The 23999-nt window shown below is 50.8% G+C and carries 23 protein-coding genes; 11 read left to right on the forward strand and 12 right to left on the reverse strand.

Translation table 11 applies throughout. From position 1 onward, the window contains the following. Positions 1 to 5: 5 nt before the first annotated feature. From DXV75_RS05405 to DXV75_RS05420, 5 genes are all read right to left on the reverse strand, one after another. Positions 6 to 1193, reverse strand: coding sequence for an MFS transporter (locus DXV75_RS05405; protein WP_115592368.1), 1188 nt, complete (start codon positions 1191 to 1193; stop codon positions 6 to 8). Positions 1194 to 1367: 174 nt separating this feature from the next. Next, positions 1368 to 1571, reverse strand: a complete 204-nt coding sequence (locus DXV75_RS17165; RefSeq protein WP_220272507.1) for a hypothetical protein — start codon at positions 1569 to 1571, stop codon at positions 1368 to 1370. A gap of 42 nt (positions 1572 to 1613) precedes the next feature. Continuing rightward, positions 1614 to 2153, reverse strand: a complete 540-nt coding sequence (locus DXV75_RS05410) for a hypothetical protein (RefSeq protein WP_220272508.1) — start codon at positions 2151 to 2153, stop codon at positions 1614 to 1616. Between the two features lie 215 nt (positions 2154 to 2368). After that, entirely contained in the window at positions 2369 to 2902 is a 534-nt protein-coding gene (locus DXV75_RS05415; protein WP_115592369.1) for an SRPBCC family protein, read from the reverse strand. Between the two features lie 49 nt (positions 2903 to 2951). Continuing rightward, positions 2952 to 3932: a nucleoside hydrolase gene (locus DXV75_RS05420; RefSeq protein ID WP_115592370.1), complete on the reverse strand. Its 981-nt coding sequence runs from the start codon at positions 3930 to 3932 to the stop codon at positions 2952 to 2954. A gap of 127 nt (positions 3933 to 4059) precedes the next feature. Between DXV75_RS05420 and glgC the strand changes: the two genes are divergently transcribed. Next, positions 4060 to 5340: a glucose-1-phosphate adenylyltransferase gene (gene glgC, locus DXV75_RS05425; protein ID WP_115592371.1), complete on the forward strand. Its 1281-nt coding sequence runs from the start codon at positions 4060 to 4062 to the stop codon at positions 5338 to 5340. 55 nt (positions 5341 to 5395) lie between these two features. Here the strand turns inward: glgC and DXV75_RS05430 are convergent, their stop codons facing one another. Further along, positions 5396 to 7366, reverse strand: coding sequence for a S1 family peptidase (locus DXV75_RS05430; protein ID WP_147291799.1), 1971 nt, complete (start codon positions 7364 to 7366; stop codon positions 5396 to 5398). Between the two features lie 311 nt (positions 7367 to 7677). On the opposite strand from DXV75_RS05430, the gene DXV75_RS05435 reads away from it, so the two are divergent. Continuing rightward, positions 7678 to 8493 carry an acyl-CoA thioesterase gene (locus tag DXV75_RS05435; RefSeq protein WP_115592373.1) on the forward strand — a complete coding sequence of 272 codons (816 nt, stop codon included), beginning with the start codon at positions 7678 to 7680 and terminating at the stop codon, positions 8491 to 8493. Positions 8494 to 8534: 41 nt separating this feature from the next. On the opposite strand, the gene DXV75_RS05440 is transcribed toward DXV75_RS05435, so the two are convergent. After that, positions 8535 to 9380 (reverse strand): HDOD domain-containing protein, encoded by an 846-nt coding sequence (locus DXV75_RS05440; RefSeq protein ID WP_115592374.1) that lies wholly within the window; start codon positions 9378 to 9380, stop codon positions 8535 to 8537. Positions 9381 to 9589: 209 nt separating this feature from the next. Further along, positions 9590 to 10720, reverse strand: a complete 1131-nt coding sequence (locus DXV75_RS05450; protein WP_181898364.1) for a 2-dehydropantoate 2-reductase — start codon at positions 10718 to 10720, stop codon at positions 9590 to 9592. Between DXV75_RS05450 and DXV75_RS05455 the strand changes: the two genes are divergently transcribed. Both DXV75_RS05455 and DXV75_RS05460 read left to right on the forward strand, forming a co-directional pair. Beyond that, positions 10710 to 11966: a glycosyltransferase gene (locus DXV75_RS05455; protein WP_245953130.1), complete on the forward strand. Its 1257-nt coding sequence runs from the start codon at positions 10710 to 10712 to the stop codon at positions 11964 to 11966. The two genes, DXV75_RS05450 and DXV75_RS05455, sit on opposite strands and share 11 nt — an antisense overlap. Positions 11967 to 12077: 111 nt before the next feature. Next, positions 12078 to 12536: a hypothetical protein gene (locus DXV75_RS05460; RefSeq protein WP_115592378.1), complete on the forward strand. Its 459-nt coding sequence runs from the start codon at positions 12078 to 12080 to the stop codon at positions 12534 to 12536. Between the two features lie 29 nt (positions 12537 to 12565). Here DXV75_RS05460 and DXV75_RS05465 read toward each other — a convergent pair whose 3' ends face one another. After that, entirely contained in the window at positions 12566 to 12979 is a 414-nt protein-coding gene (locus DXV75_RS05465) for a SufE family protein (protein ID WP_115592379.1), read from the reverse strand. Positions 12980 to 12988: 9 nt separating this feature from the next. Then, positions 12989 to 13393: a DUF2750 domain-containing protein gene (locus tag DXV75_RS05470; protein ID WP_181898365.1), complete on the reverse strand. Its 405-nt coding sequence runs from the start codon at positions 13391 to 13393 to the stop codon at positions 12989 to 12991. Between the two features lie 204 nt (positions 13394 to 13597). Between DXV75_RS05470 and xthA the strand changes: the two genes are divergently transcribed. The 3 genes from xthA to DXV75_RS05485 are packed head-to-tail and all read left to right on the forward strand — an operon-like array spanning position 13598 to position 15686. Continuing rightward, entirely contained in the window at positions 13598 to 14410 is an 813-nt protein-coding gene (xthA, locus tag DXV75_RS05475; protein ID WP_115592381.1) for an exodeoxyribonuclease III, read from the forward strand. A gap of 22 nt (positions 14411 to 14432) precedes the next feature. Continuing rightward, entirely contained in the window at positions 14433 to 15077 is a 645-nt protein-coding gene (locus tag DXV75_RS05480; protein WP_115592382.1) for an energy-coupling factor ABC transporter permease, read from the forward strand. 15 nt (positions 15078 to 15092) lie between these two features. Then, positions 15093 to 15686: a DJ-1/PfpI family protein gene (locus DXV75_RS05485; RefSeq protein WP_115592383.1), complete on the forward strand. Its 594-nt coding sequence runs from the start codon at positions 15093 to 15095 to the stop codon at positions 15684 to 15686. 29 nt (positions 15687 to 15715) lie between these two features. Here DXV75_RS05485 and DXV75_RS05490 read toward each other — a convergent pair whose 3' ends face one another. Both DXV75_RS05490 and DXV75_RS05495 read right to left on the reverse strand, forming a co-directional pair. Beyond that, on the reverse strand, positions 15716 to 16282 hold the full coding sequence (locus DXV75_RS05490; RefSeq protein WP_115592384.1) for a phosphoribosyltransferase: 567 nt from the start codon (positions 16280 to 16282) through the stop codon (positions 15716 to 15718). Positions 16283 to 16385: 103 nt separating this feature from the next. Then, the gene (locus DXV75_RS05495) at positions 16386 to 17585 is read right to left on the reverse strand and encodes a lipoprotein-releasing ABC transporter permease subunit (RefSeq protein ID WP_115592385.1); all 1200 of its coding nucleotides are present in this window, start codon (positions 17583 to 17585) and stop codon (positions 16386 to 16388) included. A gap of 150 nt (positions 17586 to 17735) precedes the next feature. Between DXV75_RS05495 and DXV75_RS05500 the strand changes: the two genes are divergently transcribed. The 4 genes from DXV75_RS05500 (at position 17736) to DXV75_RS05515 (ending at position 23967) form a co-directional block, all read left to right on the forward strand. Further along, positions 17736 to 18344 carry a PilZ domain-containing protein gene (locus DXV75_RS05500; RefSeq protein WP_115592386.1) on the forward strand — a complete coding sequence of 203 codons (609 nt, stop codon included), beginning with the start codon at positions 17736 to 17738 and terminating at the stop codon, positions 18342 to 18344. A gap of 46 nt (positions 18345 to 18390) precedes the next feature. After that, complete coding sequence (mfd, locus tag DXV75_RS05505; RefSeq protein WP_115592387.1) at positions 18391 to 21882, forward strand: transcription-repair coupling factor; 3492 nt, start codon at positions 18391 to 18393, stop codon at positions 21880 to 21882. Positions 21883 to 22135: 253 nt separating this feature from the next. Then, positions 22136 to 23446 (forward strand): CsiV family protein, encoded by a 1311-nt coding sequence (locus DXV75_RS05510; protein WP_115592388.1) that lies wholly within the window; start codon positions 22136 to 22138, stop codon positions 23444 to 23446. Between the two features lie 8 nt (positions 23447 to 23454). Beyond that, entirely contained in the window at positions 23455 to 23967 is a 513-nt protein-coding gene (locus DXV75_RS05515; RefSeq protein ID WP_115592389.1) for a cob(I)yrinic acid a,c-diamide adenosyltransferase, read from the forward strand. Positions 23968 to 23999: the final 32 nt, after the last annotated feature.

Genomic DNA, 23999 nt, shown 5'->3' on the forward strand with positions numbered 1-23999 from the left:
GGGATTTAATGTTTCTTTTCATCCGGCAGGAAGCCGGTCAGCAAAACGCCAGCAAGCAACATTGCCGACATTGGATAGACCAGACTGAAACTGAGCAACTCACCCAATACAGAATACAGCACGCCGAAAAACAGCAGAATTCCCCCTATCGCCGTGTTGCTGAATGCCACAAGCTCCGTGCGATTCTGCCCATCCTTCACATCAAGGCTGAATGTCTTACGCCCGGAACGCACTCCGGAATGGGCAACCGACAAAACGAAAAACAGCAATGCCGATTGAAACAGTGAAGCCTGGGTCAGTATCACCAGCCCCATACAGGCAGCGATAGCCAGCATTCCAGCCAGTTGCAATGTCAACCGGGCACTGTGATCCGCAACCCGGCCCCACACAAAACCGCTCGTCAGCGAGGCCAGGGCCTGCCCCGCCAGGTAAACCGGCAACAGCGATTGCGCATTATGTTGGCTTTCAAGCATAAAATACGGTGCCACCAATGCAGAGTGAACAAACAGCCCACGTACCAGAACAAACCGATAGACTACCGGATCAAAATTCCAGCCCTGGGTTAACGACGGTACACGTTTACCATCCTGCTCAATATTCACAAAGGTTTTTACCGGCCACAACACCAGCACTGCACAGGCAAAACCGAGTGCCGCCAATGCCACCAGCGCTATCAACCAGCCATCCGCCAGTTGTGGCTGATAAACCACCAGCGGCACTGCTATGGCAAGCGTCAATGCCCCGGACAAACTGGCGGCTATTCCAATTAAACGGCCACGTTGCCCTTTGGGTACCAAGCCAGCCTGAATGTCCTTCATGGTCAGGGAGCAGCCCGCCCTTGCGACAGAGAATAGCGCCAAAGCCAACAATACCGTCATTCCAGCAAACCATGGTGACATAAACAACACAGCGGCGATCATCACCAGCGCCATAAGCCCCTGCACAGCCATTCCAGCCCGCCAGACCCAATGACGGGCCCGAATGGTTCTCAGGGCAATTCCAAACACGGCCTGGGGCAACAACGCACCGGACTCCCGTATCGGCACAAGCCAGCCAATCATCCAGGCCGGTGCACCTGCCAATGTAAGAAGAGCGGGTAACGTCGTTTTGGCGGAAATCAGCAAGTCGGCAAGCTTGTTCAGGGTCAGGGCTGCCAGCAATCGTCGCTTACCCGTATTTTTCACAGCAGACATCTCTCCCTATTTCAGCTTTTGCTCCATAGCGCCCTTGTATGCGACGACGGGCCTTTCGGATGATTCACTAAATAACTTAAGGTACACCACAGAGCCTTTCATTAAAAAACCCGTCGAAAAGCGGGATCGTGTTGCCAGCAATTAAAACGAAGCCCCCAGATGGCAGAATACCTCTCAGTCAAACTGATAGGTATAAGACACACTGACTCGCTTGTCAGCTTCATCGAGGTACGTATTGTTGTTCATAAAAAAGCCAAATACACTCAGTGAGTGGGTTGAATTGGGAGCAAAGCTCAATCCCAGCCCTCCGAATACGCCCTTATAATTTTCGCCCTCGGCGTTCTTTGAACCATAACTGGCCGCCAGGAAGCTGAGCATTGTCCAGTGCGTCTGCAGCGGTTTGAGTGAAAAAGCCCCAAGCTAACCACTGCCACCTTTTGAAGACACCATATGAAAGCCACCTTCCGGTGAAATATCTACGGTGATGTTGTCGGTGGAGCACGGTTCTGAGCACTCGGGATACTCGCCGTCGTTATAGGTGTATCCGGCCATGGGAAAAATTTGAAACCCACCGGGGACAAACCCAAAGTAACTCAGTGGCATAAAAGTACCAATACTGTAATTGGTCTGATTCGCACCATTAACATACTGGTTCTTGCCAAAATTGAAATTGATGATGGTTAACGGGAACAACCAGGAACCACCAACCCGCCACTCGCTGGCGTCGCTGTTCACTCTGAGATTGATTTTGCGAGCCTGATCAAACGCAAACGAACCTGACACGGAAACATTGCTGTCATCAAAATCAAAATTGTCGGCGTAGGAAACACCAACTTTGGTTATCACTTTTGTGGGGTCATCGGCGAGCTTGTCACGATTGTCTTTGACATTACCGGCCTGAGACATAGCGACAGCCGGAATAATACCCAGCAACAGAGTGGCAATTTTCAAACATGGCATGAGTAACCTCTTGAACTAAATTGTGAACACTGCTGGGTTTGCTTTGAAATCAGAATATCGCTGTACTGCCAGCAAGGATGAACGAGAGTGGATGAAACCGCTCATAAAAAGGAAAGTTTAGTGCATCTGCTGAGCAATACCCCAGGGCCATTCAGAAAGCGGGCTTGTTCGGCCTAACCAGGTTGTCCCCCTCAGGGGGATGGGGACAACTCGGCTCAGCCCCGGTTTTCTATCACCGTTTTCAGATTTTGCAGGCCGGTTTCAAAATCCGGTCCGATGAGGTTGTCAATCATCAGAACAAAATATCTGTCCACCGGGTTCATACCGACGCTGCCCTGATCACTCCAAGTTACCCGGGTGCCTTCTGAAACCGGTTCAAGCAGGAATTTTCCCGTAGACCCCATATCAAACTCAGGAAAATAAAGGCTGTAGACAACCTGGCGGTTGTGATGCAATTCGGTGATTTCCATCTCACCATCACCCTCGGTTTGGCTCTGCCAGGTCGTTCTCATACCGATAGCCCGGTCCGGGCCTGAATAGGTAATTTTCATTTCAGGATCGCGCTTAAACCAGACGCCCCATTGGGGCCAGGCGCGCAAATCAACCACATTTGCGTAAATCTCTTCAGGTGGCGCATCAATCACGATACTTCGCTCCACCGTGTACTCTTTCGGTAACATAAACCCGGCCATTGCCACTACCACAACCAGGACTACTGCACCGTAAAGCAATTTCTTTAACACGGCCATGCAGAACTCCGTTCTTAAGTGTCTGAACCCAAGATTCTATAACACCACATTAACAATTGGCAGCATTAAATTCGTTAAACTGGCGGGAAAATTGTTTTAAAACAAAAGCTCTTACCCTGTCACCATCAACATCTTCAAGCCATTCTATGAAATGCCCTGGTGCGCCCTCAGCCAGACTGATCCTGCCAGCAGACGGACTTTGGGTATCTACCACCACCCTGCCGCTTCGGACCCGGTAACAGTCGGCTTCCAGCCCAAGTACACTGGTCGCCAGTATATCCCACAGAAAATAGGTAAATTCATAGGCTGGAATAGCGGTTACCGTTGCCGCCCAGAATTGCCCTGCCAGATCAGAAACCTCAGTCTGACAATCCGCCAGTTGCCGCAGGAAAGCGCGGTCGACCGGCAGAGCGTTGGTTGCGTCCAGAGGAACCAAACAAACCGGTACTTGGCTTGCTATCAGTGTTTCGGTGGCCTTTGGGTCCCAGTACGCATTCCATTCGGCACTGCCATCATGGTCATGCATTGCGACGTTACCTTTGACATTTATAGCCCCGCCCATCCATATCACCTGCTCAATTTTTTCGGCCAGTTCGGGGTGGTGTGACAGCACCCAGGCCAAATTGGTGGCGGGCCCGGTCATCAACACAGTGATCGGTTCATCACTTTGCATCAGAAAAGACGCCATCCACTCGTGAGCAGGTTGCGATACCACATTGTGTCGATTCTCACTGACCCGCAGCATTGCGGGTACCGAATGACAAATCTTTGGCTGGGCACGCCAGTCCGGTGGAAACGGGTTGGGACCCGCTAACTCCCCAACGCTGACGGGAATATGGGTCTGACCAGTCAGGGTCAGTAACTTCAGGGTGCTGGTCAGTGCATCGTCCGCATAACAGTCTGCCGGAGTTATGCTAACACCTTGTAAATCAACGGTTGGAAGGCTTAAAAGCAGGATCAGTGAAAGCAAGTCATCGATGCCGCCATCGTGGTCAAAAATCACTTTGCGACGAATATCTGTATCAGTCATGGAATTCACAGGCTGGTGAATAATTATTTCTTGTGTAATATGGACTTAACATTACCACGAAAATCAGAAACACCCGAACAAAAATGGCACAGCAGTATCGTGTTTTTATTACATGGAGAGCGATAATATGGCTGACAACAGTTCGCGCTATATCAGTAACCTGACCCGCGATACCTACGCGTTAATCCTGGCTGGAGGCAGAGGGTCTCGTTTGCATGAACTGACAACCTGGCGTGCAAAGCCGGCACTTTATTTTGGCGGAAAATTTCGTATTATCGATTTTCCTTTATCAAACTGTATCAACAGCGGCATTCGCCGTGTAGGGGTGGTCACCCAATACAAATCCCACTCTCTGATCCGGCATCTGGTGCGCGGATGGGGGCACTTCAAAAAGGAGCTGGGCGAATCCATTGAAATTCTTCCTGCTTCCCAGCGTTTTTCCGACAACTGGTACGAAGGCACCGCCGATGCGGTATTCCAGAACATCGACATCATTCGTGATGAGTTACCCCGGTTTGTCATGATCCTCTCCGGTGATCATATATATCGTATGGATTACGGCAATATGCTGGCACATCACGTGGAAAGCGGAGCTAAAATGACGGTTTCCTGCATGTCGGTTCCTCTCGAAGAGGCCGCAGGCGCATTCGGGGTTATGGAAGTTGATGAAAATTACCGGATCCTCGGTTTTGAGGAAAAGCCAGCCAATCCACCACCGTTACCCAATGACCCAACCCGTTGTTTAGCTTCAATGGGGAACTACGTATTTGATACCGAATTCCTGTTCGAGCAACTGCGAAAAGACGCCAAAAATACCGGCTCTGAGCGGGATTTCGGTAAAGACATCATTCCGTCGATTATCAAGGATCATCCCGTCTACGCATTTCCGTTCAAAAACAGCAATAGCGGCAATGCCTACTGGCGCGATGTAGGAACCATAGATTCTTTCTGGGAAGCCAACATGGAAATGGTGGCACCGGTGCCCCAACTGAATCTATACGACCAAAAATGGCCAATCTGGACTTATCAGGAACAACTCCCGCCTGCGAAATTTGTCTGGGAAGATTTGGACCGTCGCGGAGAGGCCATCAATTCGGTAGTTTCCGGTGGCTGCATTATCTCAGGATCCACCCTGAGAAGAAGCCTGGTATTCTCGAACGTGAGAGTCCACTCCTACGGATTGATAGAAGAAGCGGTGATCCTGCCGGACGTAGAAATCAAACGCCACTGCAAACTGCGTAAGGTTATTATTGATCGCGGCTGTACCATTCCTGAAGGAACCGTCATCGGTTACGACCACGAAGAAGACAAAGCCCGTGGATTCCGCGTTTCTGAAAAGGGCGTTGTGCTGGTTACCCGTGAAATGCTCGGGCTGCCGGTAGGCGGCCTGAACCCTTCCAAAGTTTAAGCCTTTAGCCCGCTCTCTGATATTCTCCAAAGAGCGGGCTTTTCCATGTCAAAGGTTAATCAATACCGTTGATAAACGCATCACAGGTGCGATTCAGTTCATCAATTGATACGTCGGACTGAACCTGGCACCCTGCCAGAAAACCCATATCATCGCCGCTTCCCTGGGTCAGCTTCGCTCCCTTTCCGTTGGCTGAGAGATTCATCATCTTCTTGATAAGTTTACCTTCATCAATAATCTCAAAATTGTACGGCGATTTGAGGGTGGTGAATTTAGCCCAGAAATCTTGGTAATTCTCCGAGGCATTTTCCTTCAAATCGTAATATTTGGAGACATAGTAGGCGTTGTCCTCATTGGCGTTGGGGGTAAAGTTCGCGTGCCCGACAACCAGTTGATCCTGCTGATACGGGTCTATCTCAACAGCCAGATAGAGCTCACTGTCCCCATCCATTTTGAGATCAGACAGCGCACCCGACAGATTACCGATAGAGAACGCAATGTTCGAATCTTCAACACTCACCTTGGCCTTGTGCAGAAACGCCGGCAACATTTCCTTTGGCAGGCTGACAAATTCCTGCCACTCACTCATTTTTGCCGAATAAGACAGCATGATCCGATGCAGATTCTCATGATAGGACAACTTCTCAACCTCAATGGCGGCGGTTGAATTTTCCGACAAATCACACGCCACCCCTTTAGGCACCGGTAAACAGTAAATCATGATCCCTCTGTCAGAGTAAGTATCGTTCCAGATAGCCATGTGCCATACCCGGCCATACACGTCCTTGATAGCTTCCTCGTAAGCGGGTTCACCGTAGGAACTGATGTGAACCTGGGTATTCATAACCGTGCGATGCCACTGCACCGAATTCAAAAATCCGTCCAGAATACCCTTCTTATTGTTGATGAAGTCAATCAGCTTGGTTCCTTGCGGCTTATCAAGCGTAAACTGGTAGTCCCCTAACATCTTGTCGCTTGAGCTGAAATACAGGGATTCATCTTCGTGAATTTTCACCACCCGTGTATCGGAAGGTTCAAACAGAAACCACTCTCCGTTTCCATTGATGTCGATCACTGACAACATGTTCTCATTGGACTGGTTCTTTAAATATTTACTTACGTTAGGATGATTGGGGAAAATATCCTGCTGATATTTCTCCTCAAATTCCTGCCGGCCACTGACAAACCGGGAATACAGACTGTTTTCAGCCTCCTGGCGAAGCTCCGAAATGCTTTTGGGTAACGGCGTGGAAAACTTCCAGGTGTATCGGTGAGTCTTGGTGGATTCCATCTCAGCCAGCTGGTTGTCAAAAAATTCCGCGCTTTCCGTAGTAAATTCCACCAGTTCCTGAATTGGCAACGCATGGTTAAGGTTTTCGCTGGTGGACTTTTTGGTCACAATCCCGATGACTTCACCGGCCAGATTCAGCAAGGGGCCGCCACTGTTACCCGGAGAAGCAGCGGCAGAAAAACGGATATTTTTCCAAAGCCCGTTTACGGGTTCATAGGTAAAGGACGTCAGTGACCCTTTGCGGAAAATTACCCCCTCACCCAACGCATTGCCCGCCGCATATACCGTATCGCCTGCTTCGTAGTTTTGTGCGATAGCAAAGTTGTAATAATCCGAAGTATCCTGCTTGATTTTGAACTGCACAAGGTCGCGGTAATCCGAGTATTTTTCAATTTCAACAATCTTGAACACCTGCCCCTGGTGGTCACGGATTGAAAAATTGTTTGAAAACTGTGAGCGATATCCGACTTGGAAAACATGTGCAGCAGATACAAACGTATCCTCACCAATCAGAAATGCGGTTCCGACGCTGTAATATTTATCGTTGCGAATGTGAAAGGGAATCAAATCGAAAGGAAAATCGTCTTTGTATTCGGTTGTATCTTCCAGTTTTAATGTGACTATCTCAAAAATTCCCTTTTTGTACTGTTTAATCTGATCGGACGTCAGTTCGTCTTCGGCAAGACAAACCTGGGAGAAACCCAAAACAACCATCAGGTAAAAAAACCTACTCAATATTCTATCCACTAGAACAGCTCCATGTGTTAAAGCTCGCGCTCTGAAAAACTTTCCCTTCACTTCATCAAGCAAAAAGACAACTTACGTCGAGGGAAGTTCACTCAGTGCTTCCCTGCGATTGCTCACAATATCCGTTAATTTTGCAGCCAGTTCAAGGCCCTTTCCCCGCTCTTTCCTCTCCATTTTGCACCGCTCGTCATAACAACTGGAGCAATCCAATCCTTTGGTCCAGGCAATCACAAATTGGCGAACGCGGCGAAACTTAGGTAGGATAAAGCCAGACAACTCATCCGACCAGAAGATTAAAAATGAAGATTGATGAATTACTTGCATTGCCTGAACCAGAGCACATTAATGAGCACCAGTGGCAGTTTGATAATGTGACCATAACCGGTGACTGGTCACAAGGTCGCACTGCATTTGGAGGAATTTCCGCCGGCATTCTGTACCAGGCGGCCCGACATGGGATCCGTGAAGATCGGGTACTGCGTTCATTTAACACCAACTTTATTGGCCCTCTGGAGGTCGATATGCCATTTTCTGTCAGGGCACAACTGCTGCGGGAAGGCAGCAACGTTTCGCAGGTAATGGTTCAGGCCATTCAAAAGGGTAAAGTATGCGTGATGAGCCAGGCCTGTTTTGGGTTAGCCCGTCGCTCGAAAATACAGGTGGAAAACCGGGACACACATTCAATGCCACTGCCGGTGAAAGCCAAATTTATTCCCCAGATACCTAAAGTTACGCCTAAGTTTCTGCGTCACTTTGATCTCGCTATTGACGATGGCGGTATTCCGTTCACTGGCCGTTCCAAAAGCCACTATCATGGTTTTATGCGTTTTAAAGATGCCCCCCAAGCCATCGGCGATGGCCATATTATTACCATGATAGATGCCTGGCCCCCTACTCTGCTGCAAATGATGCGTTTCCCGGCCCCAGCCAGCACTGTGAGCTGGAACCTCGAATTTATCCACCCACACAGGCCGGTCACCGGTGCCGACTGGTTCGCCTATCAGGCGCACACCCGCCAGGCAGCCGATGGCTATGGCCATACCGAAGCAACAATTTGGGATAAGGACGGTGAAGTGATTGCTCTTAGCCGACAGACTGTCGCAATCTTCGACTGATACACATTGTGATGCCGACCCTCTGATAGCGGCGGATCGGCTCAATAAAGCATAAAAGAATTGGGATTGAACAACGAAATTACACTGACACACTGAAGGTTGGTGATATCCAGCGCATCTTCCAAATCTTCTCGGGAAAAGTTCAGCGACTCATGATAAGCCTCTTTGAGATTGTGATAGCTCGGATAGATATCTGCATTCACATTATCCAGCGCCAGCACGTAAGCCAGCTTCAGGATATCGGTGTCCGTATCCTGCTCACTATCTGCCACATCGTGCAACCGCCCCACGGGCCGATAAATACTCTGGGGTATTTGCCAGTGCATTAGCAGCCTTGCTGACAGCTCTGCGTAGGTAAAGCCCAAAATGGCCCTTTGCAGTTCCGACGGTGTAACCTGTTTATTGTAGGCCGCGCAGCGCCTTGCCTGCTCAGGATGGCTTGCTACCATCACCAGTTCACCCACATTGTGCAGCAGCCCACTGACAAAATATCGCTCGGACTCACGCTGACCTTTCTGCTCCGCCAGGTATTTTGACAATAATCCGCAACTGACACTCTGCTCCCAGTACTTGTCCAAATCTATCACTTTGGCGGATATATCATTAAAGGCGTGGGACACCCCATAGGCAAGCGCCAAATCGTAGGCGGCCCGGGTACCGATTACCTGCAAGGCTTTACTGATGGTTTCTACCTTGTTCGGAAAACGGTAGAGGGCACTGTTCGCGACCTTGAGAAGCTGCGCTGTGAGCCCTGGATCATGCGCAATGATGTCCGCTATGTCGTCTATGCTGGCCGAATGATCATCCATGCATTCCTTAATCCGGGTAACGGCTTCAGGTAAGACAAACAGCTCGCTCGCATTCGCCGCAAGTTCATTGACATTCATACAGGCACCTCATTTTTCAACCAAACTGACGGCGAGTGAGCCAAACCCGACTGCGACTGAGCCTTGTGCCTGTAAATGGACAGCAATTGCATTCTCCGTACTTAATCCCGGTATTTTTAATACATATAGGTCAAACGGGCGGCGCGTGCCACCCAATTGGCTGCAATTCTGCATTTTATACGGGGGAGATTTCAAGAGGTTGAAGCGCATTATTGCTTTTGGCGAACGAAATCTTTCAGTTCCTGGGCAGACCAGGTTTCATATCCACTCTGATGCGTCGCCTGTTGCTCTGCCTCACCAACCGCTTCCAAAAGGGCTTGGTTAACCGGGCATGGCAGACTATAGCGCCTGGCCTCGGCTATCACTGCCCCATGCAGGTATTCGACTTCAGTTTTTCTGCCATTGTGCAAATCCCACCACATTGATGTTCGCGCGCTCGGGTCAATATCCAGCATTCTGCGGGCGATTCGGCTGAACAGAAAATTTGGCAGGCGTAACAACACCGGCAGAAAGCGCCCGTGGATATTGGCAACGAGTGGCAACTGCATACCTTCAGCCCTGCACACCTCTAGCAACTCCTCCATGGCAGCCGCAATAACCCATCGATACTGGCGAATCTGGAGCATTTCTCTGACAGGCAGGCCCGATAACGCATTCACGCTGTTACCCAGATTCAATTGCAGTTTGGCCCACAATACCGCCGTCATATCGTCGGCCGCCCGAACCTGCAACATGGGGTGCTGCAGCTCCGCAAGCCGATGTTTGAGGGTCAGGTCTGATCCCCGCAGATTCTCCAGTACCAGGGTACCTTCGGTACTTTTGTGCAGTCTTGCAGGGCACTCAAATACCACATTGAACGGAACCATTACCCTGCGGACACAATTTTCCGCAAAAGCCCGCCTGACAGCGGCATCGCTACCTACGCCGTTCTGACAACACAGTATCTCTGTTTCCGGTCCAATCCACGGAGCAACATCAATTAATGCTTGCTCCAGTTGCGTGCATTTAACAGTGAGCCACACCACGTCTGCATACCCGTTGCTCTCCCCGCTATTCGGCACGGCTATGCTGTACCGGGCAAAGTCCAGATTTCGGCCAGCCAGATCGCTCACCACAAAACCGGCCTGCAGCCTCTCTGCCCAGATTCCCCGCGCGACAAATTGAACGTTTTGCCCGTTAGCAGTCAGAATACTCCCTAAATAGGAGCCGATTAACCCGCAGCCAAATACACAATGTGTGGCCAAACATCCTCCGAAAATCAGGTCAAAGTACCATTCAACCACAAATTTGCTAAACTCGCTGGCTTTGTTAGCCTCAGGACCGTTTACTGTGTCAGACATTCCGCAGCCCCGAACCATTTCCAACCGTCACGCAGTTATCATCGGTGCTGTGTGGCCAGAGCCTAATTCCTCAGCCGCAGGACAGAACATGCAGGGACTGATCACCACACTGAGGGACATGGGCTGGCGGGTTACATTCCTTACGGCAGCGACTGACAGCACACACAAATGGGACCTGACTTCCCTGTATGTAACCAGCGAAACCATAGCGCTCAACTGCAGTACCTTCAATCAGACCATTGAATCTCTGGCTCCGGACATCGTTGTGTTTGACCGGTTTATGACCGAAGAACAATTTTCCTGGCGGGTTCGAAAAGTTTGCCCTCATGCGGCCCTGGTTTTGAATACCGAAGATCTGCACAGTCTCAGAAATGCCCGTCACGAAGCCATCAAACAAGGGCGCGATGCCATGCAGCCCGAGCTTAATAGCGAACTGGCCTGCCGTGAAGTAGCGGCCATTTTACGCAGTGACCTGAGTCTGATCATCTCCGATTACGAGTACCGGTTGTTGACTCAGCATTACGGTGTGCCTGTATCGTCGATGCTGCACCTGCCTTTGCTACTCGATGAAACCAGCGAAGTCACCCCGCCGTTTAAAGCCCGCGAAGGATTTGTCACCATCGGCAATTTCCGCCACGCCCCCAATTGGGATGCGGTACTGCAGCTTAAGCAAAAAATCTGGCCACACATACGCAAACAGTTACCCGATGCACACCTGACAATATATGGCGCCTACCCGCCGAAAAAGGCGACGGCACTGTCGGACAAAGCCCAGGGATTTCAGGTGGCCGGCTGGGTTTCGGATGCTGCAGAAGCGTTGCGCCAGGCGAGAGTGCTGCTTGCGCCCTTGCGCTTCGGGGCAGGAGTAAAAGGAAAGTTACTCAGTGCCATGCAGTGCGGTACGCCAAGCGTAACCACGCCGATTGGAGCCGAAGGCATCGGTGCTGCAGAACAATGGCCAGGAGCAGTGTGTTCAAGCGAAAGTGACTTTATAGAATCGGCAGTCCGACTCTACACCCAGCCCAACGAATGGCAGTCCAGTTGCGCCAGAATACCGGCTCTGCTGCAGAAAAAATTCAACAGTAAAACCAATTGCCAAACCTTGCAGAATGCGCTGCTGCAACTGGTTGAAAGTTTGACCGCAAGGCGCAATTCGAACTTTCTACAGCAACTGCTCTGGCACCACAGTCTGCGCAGTACCCAGTATATGTCCCAATGGATAGAGGAAAAAAATCGCCCCCGCTAACTCATATCCCCCTGGCTCAACAAACGCAGCAGGGGGGGATCTCGGATGTTATTGCCAAACCCCGCATAACCGCAGTAATGTAGATATCATGGTAATGTGTGTGGAACATTTATGCCTGCCCGGAACACTCCCGTAATCGGGTTTATGCTTATCACCCTTTTGATCCTGCCCGGACACTCTGCTCCCGCTCTGGCGCAACACAATGGCGACTGGGACACACTGGTACTTTGTGAAGGTATGGGTGATGCCGTTGGTCTGGTTCGCGAAGGCCGGGAATCCGGCATTGACGATAATGAAAATCAGGGCGTAGACATGATCAATCGCATCAGCGCCCACGCCCAGACCGACCTGATGCCTGCCATAAACGGCTTTATCGATTCCTCGCGACAGCTTCCTGCAGTGTGGGCTGCACCGCTGTTCACCCATGCGTGTCTGTTTAATTATCTTTATGACTTTGCGACAGTAGAGCGCATTTCCCGACTGATTGCCTACCGATGTAAGCTGAAAGAGCCTGATATGAAGTGTATTCAGGAAGTGTTTATAAGCTTGCCACAACAGCAGGTCATCTGATGGCATGTAAAAGTCAGCAATTGTCTCATTCAGCCCACAAGGCCATTCAGCCTTTTAATCACTTCTCGGATCCCATTTCCACGCGACTGGCTCAAATGTCGGGCCAATCCGATTTCTGTAAGGTATGCTGAAAAGTCAGTATCCTTTAGTTGGGATAAGGCCTGATGATTGGCCTTTTCAAGCAGAATGGCGAGCACTCCGCGAACAATCTTGCTCGGTGAATAAGCCACAATTGTTGCCGCTGCTGATTCGGATGACAGCGCCAGCCAGACCTCACTTTCACAGCCGGGAACCGCGTATTCCTCAACACACAACCAGCTTTCTGGCGTATTGAGCTGGCGGCCGGCTATCATCAGTTGCCGGGTCACTTCATCCCATCCCCTCGCATTGGCCACCGCCCGCGCCAGCGGCAACAGATCCTGGGCGCTGTTTTGTGTGTTCATTACCAACCCTCAGTCCTCACCTTCGCCAGACAGGGCTTTAGTCACTTCGTCACCATCCAGGGCCAGCGCATCCGTGGCCGGTCCGGCAGGAAATATCAGTAATTCGGTTTGATTTGCCATCAGTCCTGGCAGCCAGGTTTGAACGAAAGTACTTAACTCCACCGAAATCTGCCTGGCGGGTTGTTGTGATGAAAGGGACCAGGCTTTTGCCAGATCCTGATGGGGCCACACTGGCAAACACACGCTGTCACCGTGCTCCACCATAACAAACCCTGCGTCACCCTGTAACAACCAGACCTGCTGTGCTTTTTGTACATATTGAATAAAAAGTTCAGCTCTTTCTTCCGGACTTAGCTGGCAAGCTTGTCTGATCAGATTTTCAGACAATGATTCTGTTACAGTATTGGGGAACACATTCAAATCTCAATTTGGGAAAGACTGGCGATTATAGTTATGAGAGCGATACTGTGCCAGCCCCGCGCTGTGTTCAAAGAAAAAATGACAGTTCATGCTGTTGCCTCCCCCGATTCCAGCCAACGGCGCGAAATCAGCGGTTAAGCTGCTGCATGAGTTCTGTTACCATTGGGTGAGTTTCAGCTATCTACACAAACTGTTTCAATGAAAATAATTTCTTTTAATATCAACGGAATTCGCGCCAGACTCCACCAACTGGCAGCACTGATCGAAAAACATCAGCCCGACGTTATCGGACTACAGGAAATTAAGGTCCACAACGACCAATTTCCACTGGAGGCTGTTCAGGCTCTGGGGTATCACGTATTTTTCCACGGTCAGAAAAGTCACTATGGTGTAGCCATGCTAACCAGACAAGAGCCTTTGGATGTTCAGCTTGGCTTTCCCACCGACGAGCCAGATGCCCAGCGACGTATGATCATGGTAACCGTAAAGGGTGAAAATTCCGGTCAGCCGGTTACAGTTTTGAACGGTTATTTCCCCCAGGGGGAAAACCAGAGCCACGAGATCAAATATCCGGCAAAACGTAAATTCTATGCTGATCTGATGACACATCTTAATGAGCACCACAGCGTGGATGACAATGTCATTGTGATGGGCGACCTGAATATCTCCCCCACCGACCTGGACATCGGCATTGGTGAAGACAATCGCAAACGCTGGCTACGCAGCGGGAAATGCAGTTTCCTGCCAGAAGAGCGTGAGTGGATTGAGCGGCTGTATGACTGGGGGCTGACCGATTCCTATCGGGCACAAAATCCACAGGAAGACGACCGCTTTAGCTGGTTTGACTATCGCTCAAAAGGCTTTGACGACAACCGGGGGCTGAGGATTGACCACATTCTTGCTACACCTCCGTTGCACAAGACCCTGCAGGAAACCGGAATCGATTACGATCTTCGCGCAATGGAAAAGCCATCCGATCACGCTCCAATTTGGGCGGTGTACGATATTTAAATCATCATAACCGGAGCTGACCGTGACAACATTGCAAAGCCTGGCAGTCATAGTTTTCATCAGCGTTCTTATATTGCTGGCGCGCCGTCTGCAATGGTCCGGATTTATTCAAGACCGGACTCAACAGCATCTGGTCTTTGGCAGCACAGCGGCACTGTTCTTCCTGTGGATTTTCAGGGTGGGAATTTTCAGTGGTCTGGATGTGCATTTTTTGTGGCTTACTGCGCTAACGCTGACGCTGGGTTTCCACTGGGCAGCATTGGCGGGCTCCGCTGCCCTGCTCGGTGTTACCCTGGTTGGCAAAGAAACCTGGGAAATGCTGGGAATCAACGGCTTGCTCGGCGTATTGGCCCCGGTTTCCGTCACTTACCTAATCTACATGCTGTCATTCCACAAACTGCCGAGAAACTTCTTCGTCTATGTGTTTGTGTGCGCTTTTTTCCCCGGTGCAGCAATGATTGCCATGAAAATGACCCTGCTTGGCAGTTACTATACTCTGGATGGCTTGTACGACTGGGATACGGTAGTCGATAACTACCTGTTACTTATCCCTTTATTGCTTTTTCCGGAAGGTCTGCTGAATGGTATGACCATGACCCTTCTGATTGTCTACCGGCCACATTGGGTGTGTACTTTTCACGACAAATTTTACCTCGACAAGCCATAATCCGGATTCATCAAAGTGCACATTGGTATTTATATTTACGACAACGCAGAAGTACTCGACTTTTCAGGCCCTTTTGAGGTGTTTTCCACCGCCAAACGGCTCGGAGCGCCACACTGGCAGGTAAGTTTGATTTCCCAGGCCGGAAAATGCGTCTCTGCACGGGGCGGTTTTAACGTGACACCACATTTTGGCTTTCATGATCATCCTGAGCTGGATGTCATAATTGTAGCGGGCGGAGTACATGAGGCGGAATTGCTTAAACCAGATGTCATGCACTGGCTTCAATCCCAAAACAGAAGCACCCGGATTACCGCATCGGTATGTACCGGTGCTTTTCTGCTCGCCGAAGCAGGTTTTCTGGATGATTTAAAAGTCACGACCCATTGGGAGGATCAGGCCCAACTGCAACGCCAGTTTCCCCGGTTGAACGTGGTGGCAAATCAAAGCTGGGTCAGTGCTGGTAAATTCGTCACTTCCGGTGGAATTTCGGCAGGGATTGATATGAGTCTGTATCTGGTATCCAGATTGGTGAGCGACGAACTGGCTGCAGCAACCGCCCGCCAGATGGAATACCGATGGAATCATCGGCCCGCGCTTTCAGCCCCCTGACAGAGCCGACAAGCGCAGGCTGGCGGCATTTAATCCCGCCTGAACAATATGTCCATCACGTCATTGAGTTCGGTTTTGCCTTCACGAATTTCCTCTTCGCTCAGACCGGCAATTTCATGGGGAAACACCAGCCATTCTTCGGATTTGTTAACATAATAATCCGGGATAAGGTCGGTTTTGTTGTTGGCAGGCTTGTACCAGGGGCATGCGATACGAATGTCTTTCGGCAAATTCAATCGCATCAGCTTGCGGATTTGATTGATCAGCGCATCAACACTGCGGCCTGAGTCAAATACATCATCCACTATCAGTAATTTATCTTCGGCATTGGCATTTTCCACCAGATAGTGCAAACCGTGCACCCGAATTTCCTTCGACTGCTTGTTGATGCCGTAATACGACGACGTTCTGACTGCAATGTGGTCGGTTGAGGTGTTTTTGAATTCAAAATACTCCTGCACCGCAATGCCAATTGGTGCACCGCCACGCCAAATGCCGATTATAAAATCCGGGCGAAACCCATCATCATAGACTTGCGCCGCCAGGCGGAACGAGTCCTGCAGCAAAGATTGAGAGGTAATAAAATTCTTTTTCATAGCATCTTCCCGGCCCGGAATTTAAAAGACCGGGAGTATAGTGAATTCCACTCCGGAATGCACGACCTATAATTAACCATATGGTCAGGATTTGACACAATTGTCAGTCATTCTGCAAAGCCTGTGCTGGCTGCACCCGCATGGCACGAATTGCCGGATACAAGCTCGCCAGCAAGCACAACACCAGCGAAAGTACAGTAACACTAACCACCTGCCCCCACTGAAGGTTTACCGGGATCCCCTGCCCGTCTGCCGAGAGAGCCAAAGGGACACCGAAAAGACTCAAAAGGCCATTTAGCTGAGTGGCCAGAAGCACCCCAAGCACCAATCCAATAATAGCCCCTTTTATGCCATTGAATAGGCCATTAAGCATAAACACCTGCATTATTTTTGCCCCGCCCAGCCCTTGGGTTTGCAGTATGGCAATGTCTCCCTGCTTTTCGGAAACCACCATTACCAGCGCTGAAACAATATTGAAAGCTGCCACGGCGATGATCAGCAACAGCATAAGAAACATCATGTTTTTTTCCATTTTGACGGCGTCAAACAACGGCCCCTGACGGCTGCGCCAGTCATCTGCTTCAAATCCAAGCTGCTGTATTCCGGCCAGAACCGGCTTATATTGAAACGCATCCGCCAGGAACAGCCGGGTTTGGGGCACCGACCCGGCCGGTTGACGCATCAACTTCTGTAAATCAGACAGATGCATCAGTACAACCTTGTCGTCCATCTGCGCACCCACATCAAAAATCGCTGACACCTGCATCAGTCGCTGGCTCGGAAGACGGCCAAACGGTGTATACACACTGGCGCCAGCTACCAGTACCCTGAGAGTATCACCGGGGCGAATATCCAGCTGCACCGCCAGAGCCCGGCCAATCATTACCCGGAAGGCTCCCGGCTGTAAATCCTCAAACTGGCCAACCACTAAATGTTCAGAAACCACGCTGTATTCTGACATTGCCTGCGGCATTACGCCCTGCAACTGTACTCCTCTCAACCCTTGCCGGGACTGTATGACGCCTTCAGACTCCTGATACGGCATGCTGGCCATCACACCCGGCAGGGCCTGAATGTCCTGCTCTTTCATTGCCTGGGGTATCACAATATGTGGCACAATCCCCAGCACCCGCTGCTTAAGCTGAGACTCAAATCCATTCATCACGGATAACACCACAATCAAAGACATCAGACCCAGTGCAATTCCGGCAACGGAGAAGCCATTGATGAAAGATACGAAACTGTTGTGTTTTCCCGCGGTTGAATAACGAAGGGCAATGTAGGCAGAAACTGGATGAAACATAGCGTTTTGAAGCGGCAGTCCTGATGGGTGGGGCCGGGAATGATGAAGTAAAAATAACCTTTTCCCTGACTAAATCCACGCCTATTAGTAAAACGTCAATACTACGTGTAAGCTACAGAGCGTACAAGGTTTAGGTGGCAGGAAAGTCGAATGGACAGTTTAACCCTGGAACAAAAACAGGCGCAGTTTGCAGAGTATTTTATGATCCACCACAGTCTCAGGATCAACATCGCACTTTTACCCAAAGATGCCTCTCTGCCTCCCGAGGACCAACTGGCCGACCATATGCCGTACGCTTTTCGCATGGCAAGCGAATTGGCCACAATTGACGCACAGGCACTGCGCCCACTGAGAAATCTCAGTGATCACGCCAGTGATCTGGCCGATTATCTCAACCATCAGGCCCGAAAGATTGATCTGATGATGTCTTACATTCTTCAGCAACAGGATGATCCCAGCCAGCGTTTTGAAACAATCCAGTTTGGTGGTGGTGGTGTGGTCATCAGGCACAGCGAGCCCATGCAAATCGGCCTGCAGGCAGAGCTTAAGCTGTTTCTGCCGGAAGAATCTGCGGCAATTTATTGTTTTGGTGAAGTAATTGCTTGCCAGCAGGAATCGGATGACTACCATATAGCGTTTATTTTTAACCGAATACGCGAACAGGATCAGGAACTTCTGGTACGCGCAAGCCTGCATTTACAAACCATGCAACTGCGTAAACGAGCTCAGCACAGGCAATCACCAGACGCATCCGGCTAACGGTTTTCGATTCATCGGCTTCTGTTTGGTACATCATCAGGGTGACATGACAGCATCAATTTTATCGTTGCCACTGCCGAAATCCAGGGCAGGCAAGGCAATTCAGGACCACCAGCGCTGGGGACAGCTGCAGGGCAGCAGCCAGGCACTGGCGGTCAGTCAGGCGCACAAACAGCACAAGGGCCCCGTGGTTCTGATTACTGCGGATACGCCCTCCGCGTTAAAGCTGGAAAAAGAACTGGCATTTTTTCTGGACACAGACAACTCCGCAATTACCTTGCTCCCAGACTGGGAGACCCTCCCTTACGACAGTTTTTCACCGCACCAGGACATCATATCCCAGCGCCTGGAAACCCTTTACCGGTTTACCTGCGAACCAAACGGAATTTTTATCGTCCCGGTCAACACCCTGATGCAGAGACTGGCGCCGGTAACCTACCTGAACCAGTATCTGCTGATGCTCAATAAAGGCCAAACCCTTGACCGCGAACAGTTTCGCCGCAATCTGGAACAGGCCGGCTACCTGCATGTGAGCCAGGTGATGAGCCACAGTGAATTTTCGATTCGCGGCAGCATCATCGATTTGTTTCCCATGGGCAGTGAGCAGCCATTTCGTCTGGATTTGTTTGACGACGAAATTGACACCATTCGCTACTTTGATCCGGACACTCAGCGCTCGGACGAGAGTGTAGACAGTATTCGGCTGCTGCCGGCAAGGGAATTTCCCACCGACAAGGCAGCACTGACCTTATTCCGGCAGCAATACCTCAGCCGGTTTGACGCCAGCAACGCGCAGGAATCGGTTCTGGCCCAGGTTAGCAAAGGCACAATGCCAAGCGGCGTAGAGTATTATTTGCCGCTGTTTTTTGAAACTACCGCTACCCTGTTTGACTACCTACATCCTGATTCGTTGTTGCTGATGCACGGTGACCTGCAAAATGCCAGTGAGCTTTACTGGGCGGATGTCAACGAGCGCTACGAACAGCATCGTTACAACCCGGTGCGGCCGCTGTTGCCACCCGAAGAGTTGTTTCTGCCGATAAATCAGCTGTTCGAAGCCGTCAAAAAGTGGCCCCGTGTGTCGCTCTCAAACCCAATGCTGGAAGAGCGGGCCGGTTACTGCAACCTCGGCTGTGAAAAACTGACCGACATTGCGTTTAGTCCCCAGAAAAAACAACCAGCTGACCGTCTTCTGATAGCACTTCAACAGGCCTCACAGCGGGGAGCAAAAGTGTTGTTCTGCGCCGAATCCCAGGGGCGCAGGGAAAACCTGATGAACCTGTTGCATAAAGCAGGCATTCGCCCCAAGGTGTTCGAACATTTTTCGGATTTTCTTGCCAGCCATGAAATCCTCGGTGTCACCATCGGTATGGTTGAGCATAGCTTTACCTGGTACAACCCGGATGGTGAACTGCTGCTGATCACGGAAACCGAATTGCTCGGGCACAAGATCAGCCAACGACGCCTGCGGGACAAACGCGCCGCGACCGACGAAAATGCCGTTATCCGCAATCTGGCTGAGCTGTCAGTCGGGCAGCCGGTAGTCCACCTTGATCATGGCGTAGGCCGTTACCTCGGGTTACAGACTCTGGATGCAGGAGGAGTGCCCACCGAGTATTTGTCGATTGAATACGCCAAACAGGCCAAACTGTATGTACCTGTGTCGTCATTACACCTTATTTCCCGTTACACCGGTGGTGACATTGACCACGCACCACTCAACGCCCTTGGCTCTGATGCCTGGAGCAAAGCCAAGCAGAAAGCCGCCGAGAAAGTTCGCGACGTAGCCGCGGAACTGCTGGACGTTTACGCCAAACGGGCTGCTAAACCCGGCTTTGCCTACAAGATAGACTGGGAGGAATACCAGAGTTTCGCCGACAGCTTTCCGTTTGAAGAGACACCAGATCAGCTGCAGGCCATCAACGCCGTTATCCAGGATATGGGCAGCCCAAGTGCAATGGACCGGCTGGTGTGCGGCGATGTAGGCTTTGGCAAAACCGAAGTGGCCATGCGCGCCGCGTTTTTGGCAGCCAACGCGGGTAAGCAGGTGGCGATTCTGGTGCCCACTACCCTGCTGGCCCAGCAACATTATGAGAATTTCAAGGACCGTTTCGCCAACTGGCCGTTCAATATCGAGGTCATGAGCCGCTTCGTCAGCGCAAAGGCCCAGAAATCCGTGATTGACGGTATTCAAAGTGGCAAGGTCGACATCGTCGTTGGCACACACAAACTGCTGCAGGACGACATTCGTTTTAACGATCTTGGCCTCGTCATCATTGATGAAGAACATCGCTTTGGCGTACGGCAAAAGGAAAAGTTCAAGGCCCTGAGAGCCGATGTGGACATTCTCACCCTGACTGCTACCCCAATTCCAAGAACCCTGAACATGGCGCTTTCCGGCATGCGTGATTTATCGATTATTGCCACCGCGCCAGCCAAACGCCTGTCGATAAAAACCTTTGTGCAGCAACGCAACAAGGCGGTTATCCGGGAAGCCATCATGCGCGAAATCCTCCGCGGGGGGCAGGTATATTTCCTGCACAACGAAGTGGAAAGTATCGAAAAAACCGCCCAGGAAGTGGCGGAAATTGTCCCCGAGGCCCGAATAGCTATTGGCCACGGGCAAATGCGGGAGCGGGAACTGGAAGCAGTAATGAGTGATTTTTACCACCAGCGCTACAATGTTCTGGTATGTACAACCATTATTGAGACCGGAATCGACGTGCCAACCGCCAACACCATCATAATGGACCGCGCGGATCATCTCGGACTGGCCCAGCTACACCAGTTACGGGGGCGAGTGGGACGTTCCCATCACCAGGCATACGCCTACCTGCTCACACCGCATCCCAAGCGTATGACGCGGGACGCAGCCAAACGTCTTGACGCAATTGCGGCGCTGGAAGATTTGGGCGCAGGCTTTGCCCTGGCTACCCACGATCTGGAGATCCGTGGCGCCGGTGAACTGCTCGGTGATGACCAGTCAGGCCAAATTGCCAGCATCGGCTTCACCTTATATATGGACATGCTGGATCAGGCAGTAACCGCCCTCAAGGAAGGTAAGGAACCTTCGCTTGACGAGGCCATGGCCAGCCACACCGAGGTAGAATTGCGCATTCCTGCGCTTCTGCCTGAAGACTACATTGCTGATGTCAACACCCGACTGTCATTGTATAAGCGACTGGCCAGTTGCAAAAACAAAACCGAAATCGACGAATTTCAGATAGAATGCATTGACCGCTTTGGTTTGCTGCCCGATGCCGCAAAAAATCTGGTGCAGGTAGCGGAATTGAAGTTACGGGCCCGGGAGCTGGGGATCCTCAAGATTGACCTCTCTGCAGGTGGTGGTACCGTCGAATTCAAACAAACCACCTCGGTTGACCCCGGATACATCATTCAGCTGGTGCAAACTCAGCCGAAGGTATTTAAATTCGAGGGCAGCCAGAAACTGCGTATCGTTAAAACCACCCAATCCGCGTCAGAGCGGCTTCAACTGGTAGACGATATGCTGACCGATTTTGCCAGGGAGTCGCATTAGGGTGTGTTTATCTTTGTTCGTAATTTATGTTGGAGACTAAAATGGTTGAGCACATGGCGTCTGTGACGCAGTTTGGCAATCCAAAAAAGTCAGTGACAACACTGTTATGGGTCATTTTAGCTTCCATCCGAAGGACAACCCGGAGGGCAGTGGCCATTATTGCACCATACTGCCCACAAATTCGCTCATTTAGGCCCACTAAACATCACTCATTTGCGATTGTATCGCGCAATAATGACCGACTGCATAAACAATGAACAAAAATAAACATACCCTAGATATGAAGCACTTCATTGCCGGTTTCTCAATGCTGTTATTCGGCAGCGGAGTTGCCCCTGCTGTCAGCGCCGCAGAAGACTGGTGGTTTGATGTTGAGGTGATCCTGTTTGAACGTGATGCGTCGATCAGTCAGTTGCAGGAGCAATTTTCCTATGCTCCCTCGCTCGACCCGGTTTCCACCGACTGGGATCTGATCACCAATCTGCTGCAACCGGACATCAGCTGGTTAAATCAGGGGCTCAAAGACTGCTCACCGACTTCTGCACTTCAGGCCAACAACCTGCTCAAGGTGAAAGGAGACTTTTCATCTGATTTTTCCTCATCCAGAAACCTTTCCAGCCAGACTGCAGCACAATCTTTGTCTGCTCCGAACGGTTTGCAGGAAGCGCCTTTTGAACTTTCCGACACAGACATTGCCGAGTACTGGCTGGAGTTTGTCGCCCCCATATCCCAACATTCAGTATCTATACCCAAAGTTGGAGAATGTGATCCCAACAGTGCATGGTTGAGCTGGGATGAAAATGGCTGGCATAAGGAAACGCCAAACAACCTGCTGCCCTACCCTGACCGATTGCAAGTGGTGCTGGAAGGCGAATTGCTCGAAAACGAAGACCGTCCTCACATTTTACCCAGTGACGCACAGGAGCTGGAAAAGCTGTCGCAACAAATTCGATGGGCAAAAGGTATCACCCGCATGTTGCATGTGGTTTGGCGCCAGCCAGTGGTATTCGGGCAGAGTAATGCCAAATCCGTGCGTTTGTTTGCAGGGCAGAATTACCAGCGTCAATTCGACCTAAACGGCCGGCCAATTGCTCCTGTTGAACAGCAAAGTGACCCGGCAACTGAGCCCACCGAGCAGCCCTCTTTGACTGTACAAACAGATTTTTTTGATCAGTTGGAAGAGCAGTTGAATACCGCTCAACCGATTTCGCTGGAAGAAGTGCTCGACACTCCTGAACTGTCGGCCGGCGAAGAACCACCGGTTACCCGTCTTGCCTATCAGAACTCCGGTACTGCTATATGGCAGCTTGACGGGTACTTAAAGGTCTTTTTAAAGAACATCAACCAGGTACCTTATCTTCACATTGACAGCGAACTGTTCTACAGGCAGCCAGTCCCGGCTGACTCGCCACAGCACGGCTCACAACCGGAATACCAGCTGGTATCCGTGCCCTTTAAACAGATCCGCCGGGTGATCAGTAACCAGCTGCATTATTTTGATCATCCGCTTTTCGGAATGGTGGTACAGATTCGACGTTATCAGTTACCAGAAGAGTTCGACTGAGGAAGCAGATGAAGGTTTATACCCGCACAGGTGACGGCGGCTCCACACAGGTGTTTGCCTCTGAACCGCTAAGAATGGATAAAGATGACGCCGTTTTGGAATGTTACGGCTGTCTGGATGAGCTAAACTGCCAAATTGGCCTGCTCGCGTGTCAGGCTAATGAATTTAAGGCCGAGCTGGAAGTCTGTCAGCAACGGCTTTTTCAGGTTGGTTTTGCAATTTCAGCCCATACCCAGCTCAGCCAGGCTGATGTGGATGAACTGGAAATGCGCATCGACGCACTGACAGAAAAGCTCCCTGTGCAGAATCATTTCATTTTACCCGGGGGTTGCCAGCCTGCGTCACAGGCACACCTTTGCCGGGCAGTGTGCCGGCGGGCGGAACGGAACCTGGTTACGGTATCCAGAAACTACCCGGTTCCGGGAATTGTTCTGGCTTATGTTAACCGGCTGTCAGATTATTTTTTCGTACTCGCCAGGGCGCTGAATCATGCATCTGGCGTCATGGATGTAAAAGTATAACACCGTTGTCCCGTTCCCCGGGCCGGCATTCT

Origin of the sequence: Alteromonas aestuariivivens (assembly GCF_003367475.1) — a bacterium.
GTDB classification, from domain to species: Bacteria; Pseudomonadota; Gammaproteobacteria; order Enterobacterales; family Alteromonadaceae; genus Alteromonas; species Alteromonas aestuariivivens.

Bases quoted from the DNA above. Each gene is read 5' to 3' on its own strand.
- DXV75_RS05410 (WP_220272508.1), bottom strand. From the start codon at position 2,153: ATGCCATGTTTGAAAATTGCCACTCTGTTGCTGGGTATTATTCCGGCT.
- DXV75_RS05490 (WP_115592384.1), bottom strand. From the start codon at position 16,282: ATGAAAAAGAATTTTATTACCTCTCAATCTTTGCTGCAGGACTCGTTC.
- DXV75_RS05515 (WP_115592389.1), top strand. From the start codon at position 23,455: ATGAAGGTTTATACCCGCACAGGTGACGGCGGCTCCACACAGGTGTTT.
- DXV75_RS05460 (WP_115592378.1), top strand. From the start codon at position 12,078: ATGCCTGCCCGGAACACTCCCGTAATCGGGTTTATGCTTATCACCCTT.
- xthA (WP_115592381.1), top strand. From the start codon at position 13,598: ATGAAAATAATTTCTTTTAATATCAACGGAATTCGCGCCAGACTCCAC.
- DXV75_RS05420 (WP_115592370.1), bottom strand. From the start codon at position 3,932: ATGACTGATACAGATATTCGTCGCAAAGTGATTTTTGACCACGATGGC.
- DXV75_RS05465 (WP_115592379.1), bottom strand. From the start codon at position 12,979: ATGAACACACAAAACAGCGCCCAGGATCTGTTGCCGCTGGCGCGGGCG.
- DXV75_RS05440 (WP_115592374.1), bottom strand. From the start codon at position 9,380: ATGAATGTCAATGAACTTGCGGCGAATGCGAGCGAGCTGTTTGTCTTA.
- mfd (WP_115592387.1), top strand. From the start codon at position 18,391: ATGACAGCATCAATTTTATCGTTGCCACTGCCGAAATCCAGGGCAGGC.
- DXV75_RS05500 (WP_115592386.1), top strand. From the start codon at position 17,736: ATGGACAGTTTAACCCTGGAACAAAAACAGGCGCAGTTTGCAGAGTAT.
- DXV75_RS05450 (WP_181898364.1), bottom strand. From the start codon at position 10,720: ATGTCTGACACAGTAAACGGTCCTGAGGCTAACAAAGCCAGCGAGTTT.
- glgC (WP_115592371.1), top strand. From the start codon at position 4,060: ATGGCTGACAACAGTTCGCGCTATATCAGTAACCTGACCCGCGATACC.
- DXV75_RS05495 (WP_115592385.1), bottom strand. From the start codon at position 17,585: ATGTTTCATCCAGTTTCTGCCTACATTGCCCTTCGTTATTCAACCGCG.
- DXV75_RS05435 (WP_115592373.1), top strand. From the start codon at position 7,678: ATGAAGATTGATGAATTACTTGCATTGCCTGAACCAGAGCACATTAAT.
- DXV75_RS05405 (WP_115592368.1), bottom strand. From the start codon at position 1,193: ATGTCTGCTGTGAAAAATACGGGTAAGCGACGATTGCTGGCAGCCCTG.
- DXV75_RS05510 (WP_115592388.1), top strand. From the start codon at position 22,136: ATGAACAAAAATAAACATACCCTAGATATGAAGCACTTCATTGCCGGT.
- DXV75_RS05415 (WP_115592369.1), bottom strand. From the start codon at position 2,902: ATGGCCGTGTTAAAGAAATTGCTTTACGGTGCAGTAGTCCTGGTTGTG.
- DXV75_RS17165 (WP_220272507.1), bottom strand. From the start codon at position 1,571: ATGCTCAGCTTCCTGGCGGCCAGTTATGGTTCAAAGAACGCCGAGGGC.